Annotated in this window: 13 protein-coding genes; all 13 read right to left on the bottom strand. The window is 53.2% G+C overall.

Annotated elements, in window-relative coordinates:
* Window positions 1-119: 119 nt before the first annotated feature.
* Window positions 120-1,103: a bifunctional riboflavin kinase/FAD synthetase gene (locus DFP95_RS02830; RefSeq protein WP_115991026.1), complete on the bottom strand. Its 984-nt coding sequence runs from the start codon at window positions 1,101-1,103 to the stop codon at window positions 120-122.
* Window positions 1,104-1,118: 15 nt separating this feature from the next.
* A complete protein-coding gene (truB, locus tag DFP95_RS02825) occupies window positions 1,119-2,081 on the bottom strand; it encodes a tRNA pseudouridine(55) synthase TruB (protein WP_115991025.1) in 963 nt (320 codons plus the stop codon).
* Window positions 2,078-3,070, bottom strand: a complete 993-nt coding sequence (locus DFP95_RS02820) for a DHH family phosphoesterase (protein ID WP_115991024.1) — start codon at window positions 3,068-3,070, stop codon at window positions 2,078-2,080. Before DFP95_RS02820 ends, truB begins: the two co-directional genes overlap by 4 nt.
* Window positions 3,071-3,091: 21 nt before the next feature.
* A complete protein-coding gene (rbfA, locus tag DFP95_RS02815; protein ID WP_115991023.1) occupies window positions 3,092-3,448 on the bottom strand; it encodes a 30S ribosome-binding factor RbfA in 357 nt (118 codons plus the stop codon).
* A gap of 30 nt (window positions 3,449-3,478) precedes the next feature.
* Window positions 3,479-6,595 (bottom strand): translation initiation factor IF-2, encoded by a 3,117-nt coding sequence (gene infB, locus DFP95_RS02810; RefSeq protein WP_115991022.1) that lies wholly within the window; start codon window positions 6,593-6,595, stop codon window positions 3,479-3,481.
* Window positions 6,588-6,920, bottom strand: a complete 333-nt coding sequence (locus DFP95_RS02805) for a YlxQ family RNA-binding protein (protein WP_115991021.1) — start codon at window positions 6,918-6,920, stop codon at window positions 6,588-6,590. The genes infB and DFP95_RS02805 overlap by 8 nt, the downstream gene beginning before the upstream one ends.
* Window positions 6,904-7,224 carry an RNase P modulator RnpM gene (gene rnpM / locus DFP95_RS02800; protein WP_115991020.1) on the bottom strand — a complete coding sequence of 107 codons (321 nt, stop codon included), beginning with the start codon at window positions 7,222-7,224 and terminating at the stop codon, window positions 6,904-6,906. The genes DFP95_RS02805 and rnpM overlap by 17 nt, the downstream gene beginning before the upstream one ends.
* 11 nt (window positions 7,225-7,235) lie before the next feature.
* Window positions 7,236-8,333, bottom strand: a complete 1,098-nt coding sequence (gene nusA / locus DFP95_RS02795) for a transcription termination factor NusA (RefSeq protein ID WP_115991019.1) — start codon at window positions 8,331-8,333, stop codon at window positions 7,236-7,238.
* Window positions 8,334-8,407: 74 nt separating this feature from the next.
* On the bottom strand, window positions 8,408-8,869 hold the full coding sequence (gene rimP / locus DFP95_RS02790; protein WP_115991018.1) for a ribosome maturation factor RimP: 462 nt from the start codon (window positions 8,867-8,869) through the stop codon (window positions 8,408-8,410).
* Between the two features lie 194 nt (window positions 8,870-9,063).
* Window positions 9,064-13,377: a PolC-type DNA polymerase III gene (locus tag DFP95_RS02785; RefSeq protein WP_115991017.1), complete on the bottom strand. Its 4,314-nt coding sequence runs from the start codon at window positions 13,375-13,377 to the stop codon at window positions 9,064-9,066.
* A gap of 225 nt (window positions 13,378-13,602) precedes the next feature.
* Window positions 13,603-15,051, bottom strand: coding sequence for a proline--tRNA ligase (gene proS / locus DFP95_RS02780; RefSeq protein ID WP_115991016.1), 1,449 nt, complete (start codon window positions 15,049-15,051; stop codon window positions 13,603-13,605).
* 64 nt (window positions 15,052-15,115) lie between these two features.
* Entirely contained in the window at window positions 15,116-16,378 is a 1,263-nt protein-coding gene (gene rseP, locus DFP95_RS02775) for an RIP metalloprotease RseP (RefSeq protein ID WP_115991349.1), read from the bottom strand.
* 89 nt (window positions 16,379-16,467) lie between these two features.
* Window positions 16,468-17,610, bottom strand: a complete 1,143-nt coding sequence (locus DFP95_RS02770; protein WP_115991015.1) for a 1-deoxy-D-xylulose-5-phosphate reductoisomerase — start codon at window positions 17,608-17,610, stop codon at window positions 16,468-16,470.
* Window positions 17,611-17,621: the final 11 nt, after the last annotated feature.

Genomic DNA, 17,621 nt, shown 5'->3' with positions numbered 1-17,621 from the left:
TTTGCCAAGCTAAGGTTCAATTTGCACGGTTACGTGCAACGTCATACAGTATAGCATAGTCTCTACAATACATACAATGCTTAAGCTTCGGAAATGTTATGAACGCAAAGCAGGCCTGATTAATCCTCCGACCGAACGGAGAAAATTTCCTTGGCTTGAGCGGAATCGCTAGAAATTTGCTGGACGAGCTGGTCGATGGATTCGAATTTCTTCTCGGCCCGTAAAAAAGTATCAAGCGTCAAAGCCAGTTGACGACCATATAGATCGCCGTCGAAATCGAACAAATGAGCTTCCAACTTTAACGCACCTCCCGGCGCGTCGAACGTGGGGCGGAATCCCGAGTTAAGAACCCCGGTATAACGACCTTCGCTAAACCCTTCGTCGTCAAGCACGTCTACATAAATCGCATAAACGCCTAGACGCGGAATGACGTATGGCTGTTCGGGCTCTAGGTTAGCCGTAGGGAAGCCAAGCAACCTTCCCCTAGCGTCTCCATGCACGACAGTGCCTTTGATGACGTATGGCCGTCCGAGCAATAACGAAGCATCATGACACTCGCCGTCTGCCAAGCGATCGCGAATCCGAGTGCTGCTTACCTTATCTCCCTCGAGAAAAACCGGCGAAATAACTTGAACATGAATCTCGCCGTTCCCATAGAGCCGGAGAGTGTCCGCATTGCCTTCGCCCCGATGTCCGAACGAGAAATCGAAGCCTACCGTCGTAGCCTTGACTCCGAGAGGAGAAATGAAAGACTTAATAAATTTCTCCGCCGTTACTTCCGAGAAATCGTGATCGAAATGAATAACATATGCAGCTTCCACCCCTAGGTCCGCGAGCAATTCAAGCTTGTCCGCAAGAGGAGTTAGCACCGTTTGATATTGGGATCCGTGTCCAAGAACGACTCTAGGATGAGGATCGAAAGTCATCACCGCCGGAACGAGTCCCTGCTGTCGCGCCAAAGATACTGCTTGACGTACGACTTCCTGATGGCCCAAATGTACGCCGTCAAAGAAACCGATCGCAAGGGATATCCCTTGTTCTTTACTTGCTCCCTCGGGGAGCTGACCCGTTATGTTCGCAATTGATAAATCATACCGTTCCACCTGATGCCCTCCTGCTTAATCGGACTGACTGTCGTTTGGCTGATCTCCCGGAGAGTAGAACACTTTTACCGGACGGACCGTTTCCATATTCTCATCGACAGAGAACAATCCGAGAAAAACCCCATCCGATCGGTATAGTTTTAATAAGCCTTCTTTATCGGGCGGGGGCAGCAATTTCGCCGCCCCGATCCCTTTGCCCTGAATCGCGTGCAAGGATTCCGGAGGTATAGCCGTAGATGCCGGCATATTCGTAAGCAAGCTATCGGGAGCTAGCAACTTACTCTCCAATTCCCCGTCCGCTAGAAGCTGCGGAATCTGCTCCAAGGTCACGCAGTGCTCTTGTTTCATTCCCGCGCTTTCCGTACGAACAAGCTCCGACATGACTGCCGGAACTCCTAAACGGCGACCGATATCCACGCATAAAGTGCGTATATACGTGCCTTTGGAGCAAGTAACGGAAAAAGTAATTTCCGGTTGTTCGATACCTTCGACGACCGTCAGAATTTTCAATTCATAGATGCATACCCGCCTGGAAGGACGTTCTACCGTTATCCCTTGCCTCGCAAGCTCGTATAGACGCTGTCCGTTAATCTTTACGGCCGACACCATAGGCGGAACCTGATCGATCTCTCCTACGAAAGATAAAGCGGCTTCGACCATCATGGATTTCGTTAAGAAGGACGCATCCTTCCTCTCGATAACAGCCCCGCTTAGATCCTCGGAATCCGTAGCGAGACCGAAACGAAGCGTTGCCCGGTATGTCTTGGGCATCTCCTGCAAATATTCCACGAATCTCGTGGAACGGCCGATACAGAGCGGAAGAACGCCGGTAACCGCAGGATCTAGCGTGCCCGTGTGCCCTATTCTGCGCACTCGGAGCAATCCGCGCGCTTTCGCTACCACGTCGTGAGAGGTCCACCCGGCCGGCTTCCAGATCGCCAATACTCCGTCCCACCCTTGCTCGTTCCGCTGGCTCATCGTTCATCCAACGCTTTCTGAACATGGGCAACGACTTGCGCGATCGATTCCGAAAGCGGATCAGTCAACCGGCATCCGGCGGCCCTGACATGCCCGCCGCCGCCAAAATGCTGGGCGACGGCCGCGACGTTAACTCGGCCCGCCGATCGTAAGCTGACTTTAACGGATTCCTGTCCGTTCTGCTTGAACAGAATCCCGACTTCCACGCCTTCGATGTTGCGAGGATAATTGACGAGACCCTCCAGATCTTCATTGCTGGCTCCCGTTTCCTCCAAATCTTCGGAGTTCACCCAGAGCCAACCTATTCGTTGATCCGGCGAGAACGAAAGACGAGATAATCCGCGCTGGATAACTTGTAGCTGACCCATCGTCATCCGCTCCAACAGAAGCTCGGCTAGCTCAGGACCTTTCACGCCCGCTTCGAGCAAACGAGATGCCATCGTCATCACCAACGGACTCGTATTGGAGTAACGAAATCCTCCGGTATCTGTCAGTAGCCCCGTATAAATAGCGGTCGCGACGTCCAAATCGACCTTCAAACCGAGTTCGTCGATTAATTCGAAAAGAATCTCGGCGGTAGCCGCCGCATGAAACTTCATTAATTTCACGCGGCCGAAACCGTCGTTCGTTGGGTGGTGGTCGATGTTAAGCAGCTCGGCATCTTGAGCAAACAATTCTTTGGTTTTACCGACCCGAGCGAAATCCGCGCAATCCACGCAAATCACGTTGCGATATGTTCGATTCGCTTGGTTTACGGTTCCGTCCGGTTCCAATGTCAGGATATCCGAGCTTCTCCATAGAAATTGCAATCGTGAAGGCACCGGTCCTTCGTTAAGCATCGTAAACTTCTTGCCTAGCTTCTCCAGCAACCAACCAGTGGCAACAGTGGAGCTGATCGCATCACCATCGGGCTGCACATGAGAAACGATAAGGAAATCGTCCCTTTCACGTATGAAAGCGGCCGCTTCCTTGAGATCCTTGGCCCACATGCTGTTTCCCCCTAGCCGATCTTAAGACTCCAGAGAATCTTTGTTAATTTTTTGCAGTAAACCTTCGATATGGCTACCGTAAGCAATCGAGCTGTCGAAACGGAATTCCATCACAGGAGTGTGGCGAAGCTTCACGCGCCGTCCGAGCTCCGAACGCAGAAATCCGTTCGCGCGTCCAATTGCTTTTAGCGTCTCTTCCTTCTGCTCTTCGCTTCCCAGAATGCTTAGGTAAACCCTTGCCAGCGACAAATCGTTGGTGATATCCACTCCGGTAACCGTAATGAATCCGATGCGTGGATCTTTCAACTCCGTCTGAATGATGGAGCTGATCTCCTTCTTGATCTGTTCGCCGACCCGTCCGACACGGAATTTGGCCATTCAGAACCCACCTTAAATTGCTTGCTAATATTAACGCTCGACAGACTCCATTACGAATGCTTCAATAATGTCGCCCTGTCTAAGGTCGTTGAATTTGTCTAACGTAATACCGCACTCATAGCCTTCCGAAACTTCCTTCGCGTCATCCTTGAAACGTTTGAGGGAGTCGATTTTACCCGTATAGACGACGACGCCTCCGCGGGTAAGGCGAGCTTCGGCGTTGCGGGCAATCTTGCCGTCCGTAATCATACAGCCTGCAATCGTACCGACCTTCGTGACTTTGAACGTTTCGCGAACTTCCGCATGTCCGGTAACTCTTTCCTTGAATATCGGATCGAGCATTCCCTTCATCGCATGTTCGATCTCTTCGATAACTTTGTAGATAATCGAATGCAGGCGAACGTCCACTTTCTCTTGCTCCGCGATTCCTTGGGCGCGAGGCTCCGGACGAACGTTGAATCCGACGACGATCGCCGACGACGCTGAAGCCAGAAGGATATCGGACTCGGTGATTCCGCCTACGCCGCTGTATATCGTTCTAACCCGAACTCCCTCGATCTCGATTTTCTCGAGCGAGCCTTTGAGCGCTTCAAGAGAACCTTGAACGTCGGCTTTAAGAATAACGTTAAGCTCTTTAATATCGCCTTCCTTGATCTTGCTGAATAGATCCTCCAGCGTAACCGTTTGGTTGGCTTTAACTTGGGATTGACGGGTTTTGATCGAACGCTTATCGGCGATTTCGCGCGCTTTGCGTTCGTCTTCGAACACCATGAACGGATCTCCGGCTTGCGGAACTTCCGTCAACCCGGTAATTTCGACCGGCGTGGACGGGCCGGCTTCTTTAATACGGCGGCCGCGATCGTTCGTCATGGCGCGAATACGTCCGAAGCAGTCGCCCGCTACGAAGGCATCGCCAACTTTAAGCGTACCGTTCTGCACAAGAATCCGGGCAACCGGTCCTTTGCCTTTGTCGAGCTCGGCTTCCATGACCGTACCGCGCGCCCGTTTGTCGGAGTTCGCTTTGTAGTCGTTCATCTCGGCCACGAGAAGAATCATCTCGAGCAAGCCGTCAAGGTTCGTGCGTTGCTTAGCGGATACTTCGACGAAAATCGTATCTCCGCCCCACTCTTCTTGAACGAGACCGTACTCGGTCAGCTCTTGTTTCACTTTATCGGGATTAGCGCCCGGCTTATCGATCTTGTTTACTGCGACGATAATCGGTACGTTAGCCGCTTTCGCATGGGCGATTGCTTCAACGGTCTGAGGCATAACGCCGTCATCCGCCGCTACGACGAGAATCGTAATATCTGTAACTTGAGCGCCGCGGGCACGCATCGTCGTGAACGCTTCATGACCGGGCGTATCGAGGAACGTAATTTTCTTATGGTTGATTTCGACTTGGTACGCGCCGATATGCTGGGTAATTCCGCCTGCTTCGCCGCTCGCGACTTTCGTTTCGCGGATGGCATCCAGCAAGGTTGTTTTACCGTGATCGACGTGACCCATGATCGTAACGACCGGCGGTCTGGAGATCAAAGCATCCGGATCGTCATTCTCTTCGATCGTTTCGAATTGCGTATCCTCGACCACGATTTTGACTTCTACCTCGACTCCGTATTCGGAAACGACGAGTAGAACGGTATCCAGATCGAGATCTTGGTTGATCGTGGCCATAACGCCCATCAACAGAAGCTTCTTAATAACCTCGGAAGCGTCCTTGTGCAACAATTTCGCCAATTCGCCTACGGTCATGTTACCGCGAACGATAACCTTCTTCGGCGTATTGTCGATTTTCTCGCGCGGCGGTTGATTGCTCTTCCGAGCGTTCTTGCCGCCCTTGCCTTTAGCGCTTCTGAAGTTTCCTCTGTCGTCGAAGCGGCTGTTGGTTTCTTTACGTTTGCCGGCAGCACCTGGGCCGCCGTTAGGACCGCGGTTGAAATCGCTATCCGAACGTCCTTTTTCACCCGGACGTCCACCGCGTGCGCCTGCTGCCGAAGCTGCAGGGCTGCGACCTGCGCCAACGCCTTGACCCGGACGACTGCTCGCCGCGCTGCTAGCGCCGCCTTGACCTTGCGGACGGCTTGCTCCACCGCTGCTATATCCGCCGCCTTGACCACCTTGCGGACGGCTTGCGCCACCGCTACTATACCCGCCACCTTGGCCTTGCGGACGGCTTGCGCCACCGCTACTATACCCGCCACCTTGGCCTTGCGGACGGCTTCCGCCTCCGCTGCTATACCCGCCGCCTTGACCTTGCGGACGACTCGCGCCTCCGCTGCTATACCCGCCTTGGCCTTGCGGACGGCTTGCGCCTCCGCTGCTATATCCGCCGCCTTGGCCTTGCGGACGGCTTGCGCCTCCGCTGCTATACCCGCCTTGACCTTGCGGACGGCTTGCGCCTCCGCTGCTATATCCGCCGCCTTGGCCTTGCGGACGGCTTCCGCCACCGCTGCTATATCCGCCGCCTTGGCCTTGCGGACGGCTTCCGCCACCGCTGCTATATCCGCCGCCTTGGCCTTGCGGACGGCTTCCGCCTCCGCTGCTATAACCACCTTGGCCTTGCGGACGGCTTCCGCCCTCGCGCTGGCTATATCCGCCTTGACCTTGCGGACGGCTTCCGCCTTCGCGCTGGTTGTATCCGCCTTGACCTTGCGGACGAGGCGTTTGACCTTGCGATGAAGGAGCAGGCGTCGTCGAAGGTGCCGGAGTTGCCGTAGGCGCCGGAGCAGAGTCCGAAGAAGCAGGCGTCGGGCTAGGAGCTGCCGAAGTTTGAGCGACCGGAGCCGCCGGAGTAGGTGCCGGTGTAGCCGGAGTAGGTGCCGGTGCAGCCGGACGCGGTTGTTGCGGAGCGCTTTGAATCGGCGCGCCTGAAGAAGCCGGAGCTTCCGACTGTGGACGACGATCTCCCGCGGGAGCCGCCGGCTTGGAAGCTTGGGCCATTTTCGCGGCCGCATTCGCTTTAATGTCGCGGAAGAATTTCTCGACCGCTCCGGTCATTCCGTCTTCCATAACGCTCATGTGGTTGTTGACCGGCATGTTTTGTCTTTTCAAAATCGTTATGACCTCTTTGCTGCTCATGTTAAGCTGCTTGGCGTATTCGTAAACTCTGAGCTTATCTTTGTTATCCGTATTATCTTGTTTACTCAATATTCTCCACCTCCGAATGATGACCCCAACCGACGGCTAGCATGTCGGCAAAGCCCCGATCCGTTACAGCGAATAGTACACGCTCGGGCTTGCCAACGGCAGAACCCAGTTCGAATCGGGTAAAACCTACCAATAACGGAACATTGTAGCTGTTGCATTTATCCTTGATTTTCTTTGTCGTATTATCCGATGCATCCCCGGCAAGCAAGACCAGCTTAGCTTCGCCCGATCTAATCGCTTTAAGCACGACTTCTTCCCCGCTGATCAGTTTGCCGGCTCGCGTCGCCAATCCTAATCGCGATAGAACCTTACTCCCTGTCGTCATCGTCGACTTCAAGCTCCTTGCCGGCTTGGAACTCCTCTTCGACTTGAATGAAGTCGGCTTCCAAGCGATCATATATATCGATGCCGACCGGCGTTTTCAGCGCGCGTTCGAACGCCTTCGATTTTTTCGCCAGCTTGAAGCAAGCGACTTTACCGCAAAGATAGGCACCCCGTCCCGGCTTCTTGCCGGTCAGATCGATTTGTATTTCTCCTTGCGGAGAACGAACGATTCGAATCAGTTCCTTCTTGGGCATCATTTCCTGACAGGCAACGCATTTGCGCTGCGGTATCTTTCTCGGTCTCAAGGTAATCCCCCTCAGTCGATGGATACGCTGTCCTGATGCATCGTCGTTCCGGTCGATTTCGGACGTCCATACTCCTGCTCGGCCTGCGTTTCGCTCTTGATGTCGATTTTCCACCCCGTCAACTTCGCAGCCAAACGGGCGTTCTGGCCTTTAATGCCGATCGCGAGGGACAATTGATAATCCGGAACGATTACGCGGGCCATCTTCTCCGCTTCGAAAACGATGACCTCGAGCACCTTAGATGGGCTCAGAGCGTTCGCAACGTACTCGTCGATCGATTCGGACCATCTCACGATGTCGATTTTCTCGCCTTTAAGCTCCGTTACGATCGATTGAACGCGAATGCCGCGTTGACCGACGCATGAACCGACCGGATCTACTTCCTCGTTGCGGGAGAATACGGCGATCTTGGAACGGAAGCCGGCTTCCCTAGCAACGGAACGGATCTCGACCGTGCCATCGAAAATTTCCGGAACCTCAAGCTCGAACAAACGCTTCAGCAGCCCTGGATGAGTACGAGATAAAATAATTTGCGGGCCTTTGCTCGTGTTCTCCACTTTCGTAATGAAGGACTTCACGCGGTCCCCTTGCTTGAACTTATCGGTCGGCATTAACTCCGTCAACGGCAACGCCGCTTCGACTTTGCCGAGATCGACGTACAAGTTGCGCAAATCCATGCGTTGCACGATACCGGTAACGATATCTTGCTCTTTATCTACGAAAGCATGATAGATGAGTCCGCGTTCTGCTTCGCGAATCCGTTGCGTTACGACCTGCTTCGCCGTTTGCGCGGCAATACGTCCGAAATCACGCGGCGTGACTTCGATCTCGGCTATGTCGTCTAACTGATAATGCGGGTTAATGGCGCGCGATGCTTCGATCGAGATCTCCAGACGCGGATCGAGCACATCTTCTACTATCGTCTTACGAGCGTATACTTTAATTTGCCCGGTCGTCCGATTGATGTCGACGCGAACATTCTGTGCCGTATTAAAGTTACGCTTGTAGCTGGAGATAAGTGCCGCTTCGATAGCCTCGATCAGGACGTCTTTGCTGATGCCCTTCTCGCGCTCGATTTCGGACAGCGCTTCGATGAACTCCATGCTCATGTCTTGATTATTCCTCCTCGTGTACGCTTAATCTCGCAACGCTATCGTTGCGATTCGACGTCCCTATAATGGTATTAGAAAACGATGGCCAGCCGTGCGGAGGCCACTTTATCGTAAGGGATGGCTTGTTTACGGCGTCCGATCACCACGATCATAGTCGTTCCGTCGAATCCGTCCAGCCGTCCTTCAAACTCCTTGGCTCCATTAATCTGCTCGTAAGTAGTGACAAACACGTGTTTGCCTACCGCTTTCGTAATATCCTCCGCCTTCTTGAGCGGCCTCTCGGCGCCGGGGGAGCTGACTTCAAGGAAATACGCTTCTTCGATAGGATCCAGTTCGTCCAGCTTCGCGCTTACGAATTCGGAAACGCGGCCGCAATCGTCGATGTCGATGCCGCCTTCCTTATCCACGTATATGCGCAGAAACCAGTTGCTGCCTTCCTTCACGTATTCCACGTCCACTAGAGAAAGACCGTTCTCCTCCAAGAAGGAAGTCGCGAAGTTCTCCACGATGGACTTGATTTGCGCTGAATTCAAAATGGTTTACCTCCCGATGCTCCAATGGATTCCTGCAGTCCGTCTTACCCTTAAAGACCCGCAGACAAAACGGAAAGAGTGGGTTTCCCCACTCTTCTGCAGACAGTGATATCCACATGATTACCAAAATTAATATAACATAACCTTAAAGCGGCTGGCAACCACAACTTTCCTGCATCCCTGGCTGATCAACCTTAGAACAACATGAGCTGATTAGACTCCGGAAGACCCCTAAAGGCTCCTAAACCGGTCAGCACTTCGACGATCGTCTTGCTCGCTTTGGAACGTTGCTGGAAGTCCTCGATAGACAGGAATTCCCCCTCTTGACGGGATGCGGCGATGTTGCGAGCGGCATTCTCCCCAACGCCGGGGATCGATCCGAAAGGCGGAATCAAGCTATCTCCGTCTATGATGAATCGAGTCGCTTCCGAGCGGTACAGATCGACGGATTTGAACTTCAATCCGCGCGCGGTCATCTCGAGTCCCATCTCCAGAATCGAAATCATGTTCTTTTCCTTGGTCGTCGCTTGGAAGCCTTTCTCCTCGATCTCGAGGAGCATCTTCAGAATCGCGTCGTACCCTTGGCAGAACAGCTCGACATCGAAATCCGCGGCGCGTACGGAATAATAAGTCGCGTAATATTGGATCGGATAATATAATTTGAAATATGCCGTCCTAACCGCTGATATAACATAAGCGGCGGCATGGGCTTTCGGGAACATGTACTCGATGCGAAGGCAGGAATCGATATACCATTGCGGCACTTTGCAGCGTTTCATCTCTTCGATCCACTCCGGAGTAAGCCCCTTCCCTTTCCGCACGCTTTCCGTAATCTTGAAAGCCAAGGATGCGTCCATTCCGGCTTTATAAATAAGAAATAACATAATGTCATCGCGGCAACCGATAACCGTCTTGATCGTGCACGTATTGTTCTTGATCAACTCTTGCGCGTTGCCGATCCATACCCCCGTGCCATGCGACAGACCCGATATTTGCAGCAAATCGGCGAAGGAGGCGGGCTTCGTTTCTTCGAGCATTTGCCTTACGAATCTTGTTCCCATCTCCGGAACGCCGAACGTCGCGACCGGCGATCGGATCTGATGAGGAGAAACGCCGAGCGATTCCACCGAATTGAACATGCTCATGACTTTTGGATCGTTCATCGGAATCGTCGTCGGATCTACGCCGGTGAGATCTTGGAGCATTCGCATCATCGTCGGATCGTCGTGGCCGAGGATATCGAGCTTGAGCAGATTCGCATCGAAGGCATGGTAATCGAAATGGGTCGTTTTCCATTCCGAGTTTTTATCGTCCGCGGGGAATTGCACCGGAGTAATGTCTTCCACTTCCATATAATCCGGAACGACGACGATTCCTCCGGGATGCTGTCCGGTACTGCGCTTTACGCCCGTGCACCCGGCAGCAAGCCTGTTCAGTTCCGCTCCACGCCACGACTTCCCTTGTTCTTCCTCATATTTCTTAGTGTAACCGAATGCCGTTTTCTCCGCGACCGTACCGATCGTTCCGGCGCGGAAGACGCTTTTCTCGCTGAAAAGTACTTTCGTATAATTGTGCGCGTGCGGCTGATATTCCCCCGAGAAGTTCAAATCGATATCGGGAACCTTGTCGCCCTTGAACCCGAGGAAAGTCTCGAACGGAATATCCTGTCCCTCACCTCGCATGATCGTGCCGCAGTGAGGGCATGTCTTGTCGGGCAAGTCGAAGCCGCTCGGCACGCTGCCGTCCAAGAACCATTCGCTATGCTTGCAATCGCCGTTCTTGCATAAGTAATGGGCCGGAAGCGGGTTAACCTCGGATATCCCGAGAAACGTGGCGACGACGGACGAGCCTACGGACCCCCGAGAGCCGACGAGATAGCCGTCGTTGTTGGATTTCTTCACAAGACGTTCGGAAATCAAATAGTTGGCGGAGAAGCCGTACTTGATAATCGGCACGAGCTCCTTCTCCAGCCGCGCCGTCACGACTTCGGGAAGCTCGTCGCCATACATGCCTTTCGCCGTCGCGTAGCAGGTTTCCCGAATTTCGTCGTCGGCTCCTTCGATAATCGGCGTAAACAGCTCATCCGGGAACAGCTTGATTTCCTCGAAGCGGTCCGCAAGCTCGGAAGTATTCTTCACGACGACCTCGTAAGCCTTGTCAGCGCCGAGAAATTGGAATGCTTCCAGCATTTCCGATGTCGTGCGGAAATGGGCATCCGGTTTTCGCTGATCCTTGAGCGGACTGAAACCCGTAATACCGTTAATCGTAATATCGCGGAAAATCTTCTCGCGCTGCAACAAGTAATGTACATTGCCCGTAGCGATTACCGGTTTGGTCAGCTTCTCTCCGATTCTGACGATGCGGCGAAGCGCTTCTTCTAAATCCGCGCGACTTCCGACCAGCCCCTTATCGAGCAGGTGCATGTAGAAATCGATCGGCTGTACTTCCAGCACATCGTAGAAAGCCGCGATATCTTCCGCTTCCTCCTGCGACTTATTGAGAACGGTCTCGAACAATTCACCCTTCTCGCAGCCCGAAATAACGAGCAATCCCTCGCGAAGCTCGATAAGCTTGCTCTTCGGAATGCAAGCCACCCGATTCATGTAGTCCGTATGCGACAAAGAGATAAGCTTGTATAAATTTTTCTTGCCGATCGCGTTCAAAGCGTAGATACCGCAATGGAACGGTCGCGTCGTCTTCCAACTGTTGACGTTTACTTCGTTCAAGGCGTGCAATTCGTCGATGCCCTTAGCCGCGATATCCTTCAGTAAGCCGACTAGAATGCCGCCTAACGCGATCGTATCGTCTATCGCTCTATGATGATTCTCGAGAGAAACCTTGTATAGCGATGCCAATGTGTTCAATCTGTGATTCTTCATTGTCGGATGGAGGAACCTCGCGAGCTCAAGCGTATCGAGCGCGGGATTCCGCAGCGGTGGAAGACCGTGCTTCTTGCAAGCTTCCTGCATGAAACCGACGTCGAACCTGGCGTTGTGCGCCACGAGCACCGCATCTCCGATGAAAGCTAAGAATTCCTTGAGTTTGGGCTCAAGCTCCGGCGCATCCTTGACCATCTCGTCTGTAATGTTAGTTAATTGCTGAATATTATAGGGGATCGGCTCATGCGGGTTCACGAACGTTTCGAACCGGCCGATTTCCTGACCGTTTACCATCTTGATGCCCGCGAGCTCGATAATTTTGTTGTTCGTAACCGACAAGCCGGTCGTCTCGATATCGAATACGACGTACTCGGCATCGGACAAGCTCTGCTCCCTTGGTTGGATAACCATCGGCACAGCATCGTTAACGACGTTCGCTTCGACGCCGTACATCACTTTAATGCCATGCTTCTTGCCGGCTTTAGCGGCATCGGGAAAACATTGAACGTTAGCATGGTCGGTCACCGCGATCGCCTTGTGTCCCCATTTGGCTGCCGTTTTTATGTATGCATCCACGGGCGTAACCGCGTCCATCGTGCTCATCGTCGTATGCAGATGGAACTCGACGCGTTTCTCCTCGGCCGTATCCTTTGGCTCCGAAGGCGCGAGAACTTCGCGGATATCGCTCGGGAACATGACCAGCTCCGGAGGATTAAGAAACCGATCGTATTCGACCTTGCCTCGCATCTTCACCCATTTACCATTGGCAAGCAAACCAAGCATCTTAATGTCTTCTTTGTTCTTGCCGAAAATCTTGATGGACAAGGAATCCGAGAAGTCGGTAATCGAGCACTGGAACAACGTGCTTCCGGTCCGGAGCTCTTTCGTCTCCAATCCGAATATAACGCCTTGCACCGTGACCTTCTTCTCTTCCTCGCGAATTTCCTGGATCGGAACGGCGGCTTCCTTGATCTCGTAACCGTGTTGCAGTACTTGCGGAGGCTCGCCGCCCTCTTCAATTGGCGCTTCGTCTCTTACGCTGGCCATGATCTGCTCGATCGCGGCACGGTTCTCTTGCTCGATCTTCTGAGTGAATTCCGTATACGTTTCCGGTTTCGACTCGCCGACGGCGAGCTTTACCCGGCAAATCCGTTGGAACCGCTCCTCGTAAAATCGCGCGGCCAGTACGTCTATCTCTTTCTTCCGGGCTAATTCGAAATTCGTGCCGTTAAGCAACGTAATCGTTAGGATGTCTCCATCGACTGCCAGATCGGCTTTCGCCAACCAACCGTTGACCGAAACGATTTCCTGCTGTATGCCTTCCACGAAGACCGACCAATACTCGCGAACGATATTTTCAGTTGATACGGCTTCCCCGTAATGGAATACTTTCTTGATTTCCGCGATATGTCCAAGCTTTGTCTTAACCCTTTCGATAAAACCCATATAGATCGATTTGGGTAGCAAAGCGTTCTTTCCGATATAGAATGTCCACTCTTTGCGGGATCGGCTAATTTCCACCTTCTCGATATGTCCGTCCCGAAAATGCTGCCCTAACCACTCGGTCGGCAGCTCCGCCTGCTGCAGCAGTACCTCGAACCGTTTGCGTCCATCTTCCGTCGGCTGCATTCCCACGTTCCTCTCTGTCCTTGCATTCCCCGCAAATATAAAAGCTTCCGTGAATAGGCACCGGACGCTTCGACGTTTCCCGACGCTCTATTCAATCAGAAGCTGACTTTCTCGCTTTCTATTATTCTACCTGAACGCCATCCCGTCATCAACAGAAAAAGGTAGGCGCCAGAGCAGAAAGCAGCCGCGAGAGGACGATATGTCCAGACGCGGCTGCCATATGTGTTAGTAAGCTCTCGCAAATACGACCGTATGCTCCGCCGCGTCTCCGCAAACGAGGCAAGTCGATTTTTTCTCGGCAGGCTCGAACGGAATATTCCGACTCGTCGCTCCCGTCTCTTCCTTTACCTGCTTCTCGCACGCATCCGAACCGCACCAGCCTGCCAACGCAAAGCCTCGCTTCTCTTCGATCGCCGCTTTGTACTCGTCGAGCGTATCTATCGAATAAAAGTTGTCCTGCCGGAAAGCAAGCGCCCGTTCGAACATATCGTTATGGATTTGCTCTAGCAGCGATTTGACTTCTTCGACGAGATTGTCGATCGGCACCGACTTCTTCTCCCCGCTGACGCGTGAGACAAGTACGCATTGACCGTTCTCCAGATCGCGAGGTCCGAGCTCGAGACGGATTGGTATGCCGCGCATCTCGTATTCATTGAACTTCCAGCCCGGAGATACGTCCGCGCGATCGTCCACGCGAACGCGGATTCCGGCTGCTTTAAGCTGAGCGAACAGCTCGTCCGTCTTGCCGATTACGACTTCCCTGGTTTTCGGAGGTCCGATCGGGATCATGACGACTTGAGTAGCCGCGACCTTCGGAGGTAGCACGAGACCGCGATCGTCTCCGTGCACCATGATCAATGCCCCGATTAAGCGAGTGCTAACTCCCCACGATGTCGTATGGCAATATTGTTGCGTATTCTCGCGGTCGAGATATTTAATATCGAACGCGACGGCGAATTTCGTGCCGAGGTAATGCGACGTTCCCGCTTGAACCGCTCGTCCGTCCTTCATCATCGCTTCGATCGAAAACGTATCCACGGCGCCTGCGAATCTCTCGGATGGCGTCTTCTGTCCTTTAATGACCGGTATAGCTAATACGTTCTGGACGAAATCCGTGTACACGTCGAGCATTTGCATCGTTTCCTTGCGCGCATCCGTTTCGTCTTCGTGGGCGGTATGGCCTTCCTGCCATAGAAACTCGCTTGTCCGCAAGAACGGCAAAGTTCTTTTTTCCCAACGAACGACGTTTGCCCACTGATTGATCAACAGCGGCAGATCGCGGTAAGAATTGATCCACTTCGCGTACATGTGCCCGAACATCGTCTCCGACGTCGGACGGATCGCGAGCTTCTCCTCCAACTGCTCCCCGCCGGCCTCGGTGACGAACGGAAGCTCGGGATTAAAGCCTTCCACGTGCTCTTTTTCCTTATTGAAGAAGCTCTCCGGAATGAACAACGGGAAGTAAGCATTACGGTGGCCCGTGTCCTTGAACCGTTGGTCAAGCTCCTTCTGCATATTCTCCCATAGCTCGTACCCGTCCGGACGAAACACGATGCAGCCGCGAACGGGAGAATAGTCCATTAATTCCGCTTTCTTGATAACGTCGATATACCAACGCGAGAAATCTTCGCTCTGAGGGGTAATTTCCGTTACGAATCCTTTTTCCTTCGACATGATGATCCTCCAGCTCCTGGCTTATGCTTACGATGCGTTCTTCTAGCGAAACGCTCTAAAAGTCTTAATTTGTTACCAATCCAACGATATCGTTATACGTGACCACGATCATCAGTAGCATGAGCATGGCGAAACCGACTAAATGCACCATGCTTTCCCGATTAGGATCGATCGGTCTGCCCCGGATCGCTTCTATACCAAGGAATAATAATCGGCTTCCATCCAGCGCCGGTATCGGCAGAAGATTGAATATCCCAAGGTACAAGCTAAGCATGGCGGCCCATAACGTTAACTGGTCAATACCCTCGCGCGCGATCTCGATGCTTACTTGCGTTGTTTTGACCGGCCCGCCCAGATCGTCCAGCTTGAATTCGCCGAAAATCAGCTTCCTAAAGCTATCAAAAATAATTTTGGTCATCTCGACCATCGAGTTACCCGCGTATTGTATGGTTTCGACGGCGGTCGGACTTCTCATTTCTCCGGCAGGATAGATTCCGATTTTCCCCGTAGTGGCGTCGGGAGTTACGGTAAGAGGGACATCCGTTCCGTCCCGATCGACGACCCAGTTCATCGTCTTGCCCTTGGAGGCATTGATCTGCGCGACGAACTTATCGACGTCTCCGCCGACCGGCTCGCCGTTGACGGATTTCACCCAGTCCCCGTCCGTTAACCCGGATTGTTCCGCTGGCGTATCGGGAAGAACCTTGGAAATAAACACTTTGGACGAATTTTCAAGCGGAACTCCTTGAATGAGCAAGAAGGTGGCAAACAAGACGAAAGCCAGCAAGAAGTTCATCACCGGTCCGGCGACTATAGCCAATGCTCTCTTACGAACGGGCTTATGCCCGAATTGGCGATCGAGAGGCGCTATCTGCGTCTCCCGGCCTCTGGCGATAATCAGGGCTTGTGGATGCAAGGAGTACCTTTCGATGTCGCCGTCAACGTCCAACGCGATATATAAGTCTTTTTCCAGATCGAGCGCCTTCACTTCTCCGCGCATGACGCCGGATCGTTCATCTAAGCGGTCCAAGTATAGACGGGTGACCTGATCGTCCTTCACGCGGACGGCTAGCGTCTGTCCGGGCTGAACTTCGACGAGCTCCGGATCCTCCCCGGCCATCCGCACGAATCCGCCGATTGGCAACAAGCGCAACGTGTACCGGGTTTCCCCGCGTTTGATGGAAAACAGCTTCGGCCCGAATCCGATCGCGAACTCGCGGACCAAGATACCCGCCCTGCGTGCGAAATAATAATGACCCCATTCGTGCAGCGACACCAATAAGAAGAACATCAGCACGATCGATAACGCGATCTGTATATTTTCCATCATTTCCAACCCCTTCGTACCGCGGCAAACGGCTGTCCTTAGATTAACATTATTCTCCGAGCCGTTACAAGAGAATACAACCTTGCGTTTTATTGCATAGCCGATGCTTCAAGTCTTGCCCACGCATCCGTCTCCAGGATGGCTTCCAAGCTCGGAGCGGCTACTACCGTATGACGCGAGAGAACCTTCTCGATGATCGCTTCGATCGCAAGAAACGAAATTTCGCCCTGCAGAAACCGCGCGACGGCGATTTCGTTGGCCGCGCTGAACACCGTAGGGGATGTGCCGCCCGCTCGTCCGGCCTCGTAAGCTAATCGAATGCAAGGATACCGATCGAAATCCATAGGGCTGAAGTGGAGCGTTCCCTGCTTAAGCAAATCTAGGGGCGAAGCGGGGGATGCTTTGCGTTCCGGGTAAGTTAGCGCGTATTGAATCGGCACTCGCATATCCGGATTGCCTAACTGCGCCATTACGCTAGTATCCACGAATTCAACCATCGAATGCACGATGCTCTCGGGATGGAGGACGACATCTATCCGATCGTAAGCCAACCCGAATAACCAGTGTGCTTCGATGACCTCCAGTCCCTTATTGACCATCGTTGCCGAATCTATCGTAATCTTAGCGCCCATGCTCCAATTCGGATGCTTCAAGGCGTCCTCCACCGTCACGTCTAGCAATTGCGCTCGATCGAGATGACGGAAGCTGCCTCCGGATGCCGTTATCATTAGACGTTTGACCGTTTTCATATTCTCCCCGTTCAAGCATTGAAAAATGGCCGAATGCTCGCTATCGACGGGTAGGATGGAAACGCCGCGTTGCCTTGCCTTCTCCGTAACGAGATGCCCGGCCGTCACTAGCGATTCCTTATTGGCAAGCCCGATATCGGCTCCAGCCTCGATTGCCGCCAGCGTAGACTTTAGCCCTAAGCTACCGACCAAGGCGCAGACGACGTAATCAGCTCCGGATCCGCCCGCGATTTCAATCAGTCCCTCTTCTCCGTGTAGGACTTTTACGTCAGTCGGCAATTCCGAGCGGAGCCGGTCTGCCAAAGCTTCATTTCCGACCGAAACCCACTTCGGCTTAAATTGCCTCGCTTGTTCCAGCAGCAGAGCCGCATTGTTACCGGCAGCCAAGCCGACAACTTCAAAGTCCTCCGGATAACGCGATATGACGTCGAGCGTTTGGGTTCCGATGGAGCCCGTACTCCCGAGAACGGCAATCTTTTTCATATGAGAACCTC

Source organism: Cohnella lupini (assembly GCF_003386205.1).
Taxonomy (GTDB): Bacteria; Bacillota; Bacilli; order Paenibacillales; family Paenibacillaceae; genus Cohnella; species Cohnella lupini.
Note: the sequence above shows the minus strand (reverse complement) of the source record. Positions and strands in the feature narration are given on the sequence as shown.

What these genes read in the sequence shown, in the direction of transcription:
- truB (WP_115991025.1), bottom strand. Translation starts at nt 2,081, where the DNA reads ATGAGCCAGCGGAACGAGCAAGGGTGGGACGGAGTATTGGCGATCTGG.
- DFP95_RS02820 (WP_115991024.1), bottom strand. Translation starts at nt 3,070, where the DNA reads ATGTGGGCCAAGGATCTCAAGGAAGCGGCCGCTTTCATACGTGAAAGG.
- rbfA (WP_115991023.1), bottom strand. Translation starts at nt 3,448, where the DNA reads ATGGCCAAATTCCGTGTCGGACGGGTCGGCGAACAGATCAAGAAGGAG.
- DFP95_RS02805 (WP_115991021.1), bottom strand. Translation starts at nt 6,920, where the DNA reads ATGACGACAGGGAGTAAGGTTCTATCGCGATTAGGATTGGCGACGCGA.
- nusA (WP_115991019.1), bottom strand. Translation starts at nt 8,333, where the DNA reads ATGAGCATGGAGTTCATCGAAGCGCTGTCCGAAATCGAGCGCGAGAAG.
- DFP95_RS02785 (WP_115991017.1), bottom strand. Translation starts at nt 13,377, where the DNA reads ATGCAGCCGACGGAAGATGGACGCAAACGGTTCGAGGTACTGCTGCAG.
- proS (WP_115991016.1), bottom strand. Translation starts at nt 15,051, where the DNA reads ATGTCGAAGGAAAAAGGATTCGTAACGGAAATTACCCCTCAGAGCGAA.
- rseP (WP_115991349.1), bottom strand. Translation starts at nt 16,378, where the DNA reads ATGGAAAATATACAGATCGCGTTATCGATCGTGCTGATGTTCTTCTTA.
- DFP95_RS02770 (WP_115991015.1), bottom strand. Translation starts at nt 17,610, where the DNA reads ATGAAAAAGATTGCCGTTCTCGGGAGTACGGGCTCCATCGGAACCCAA.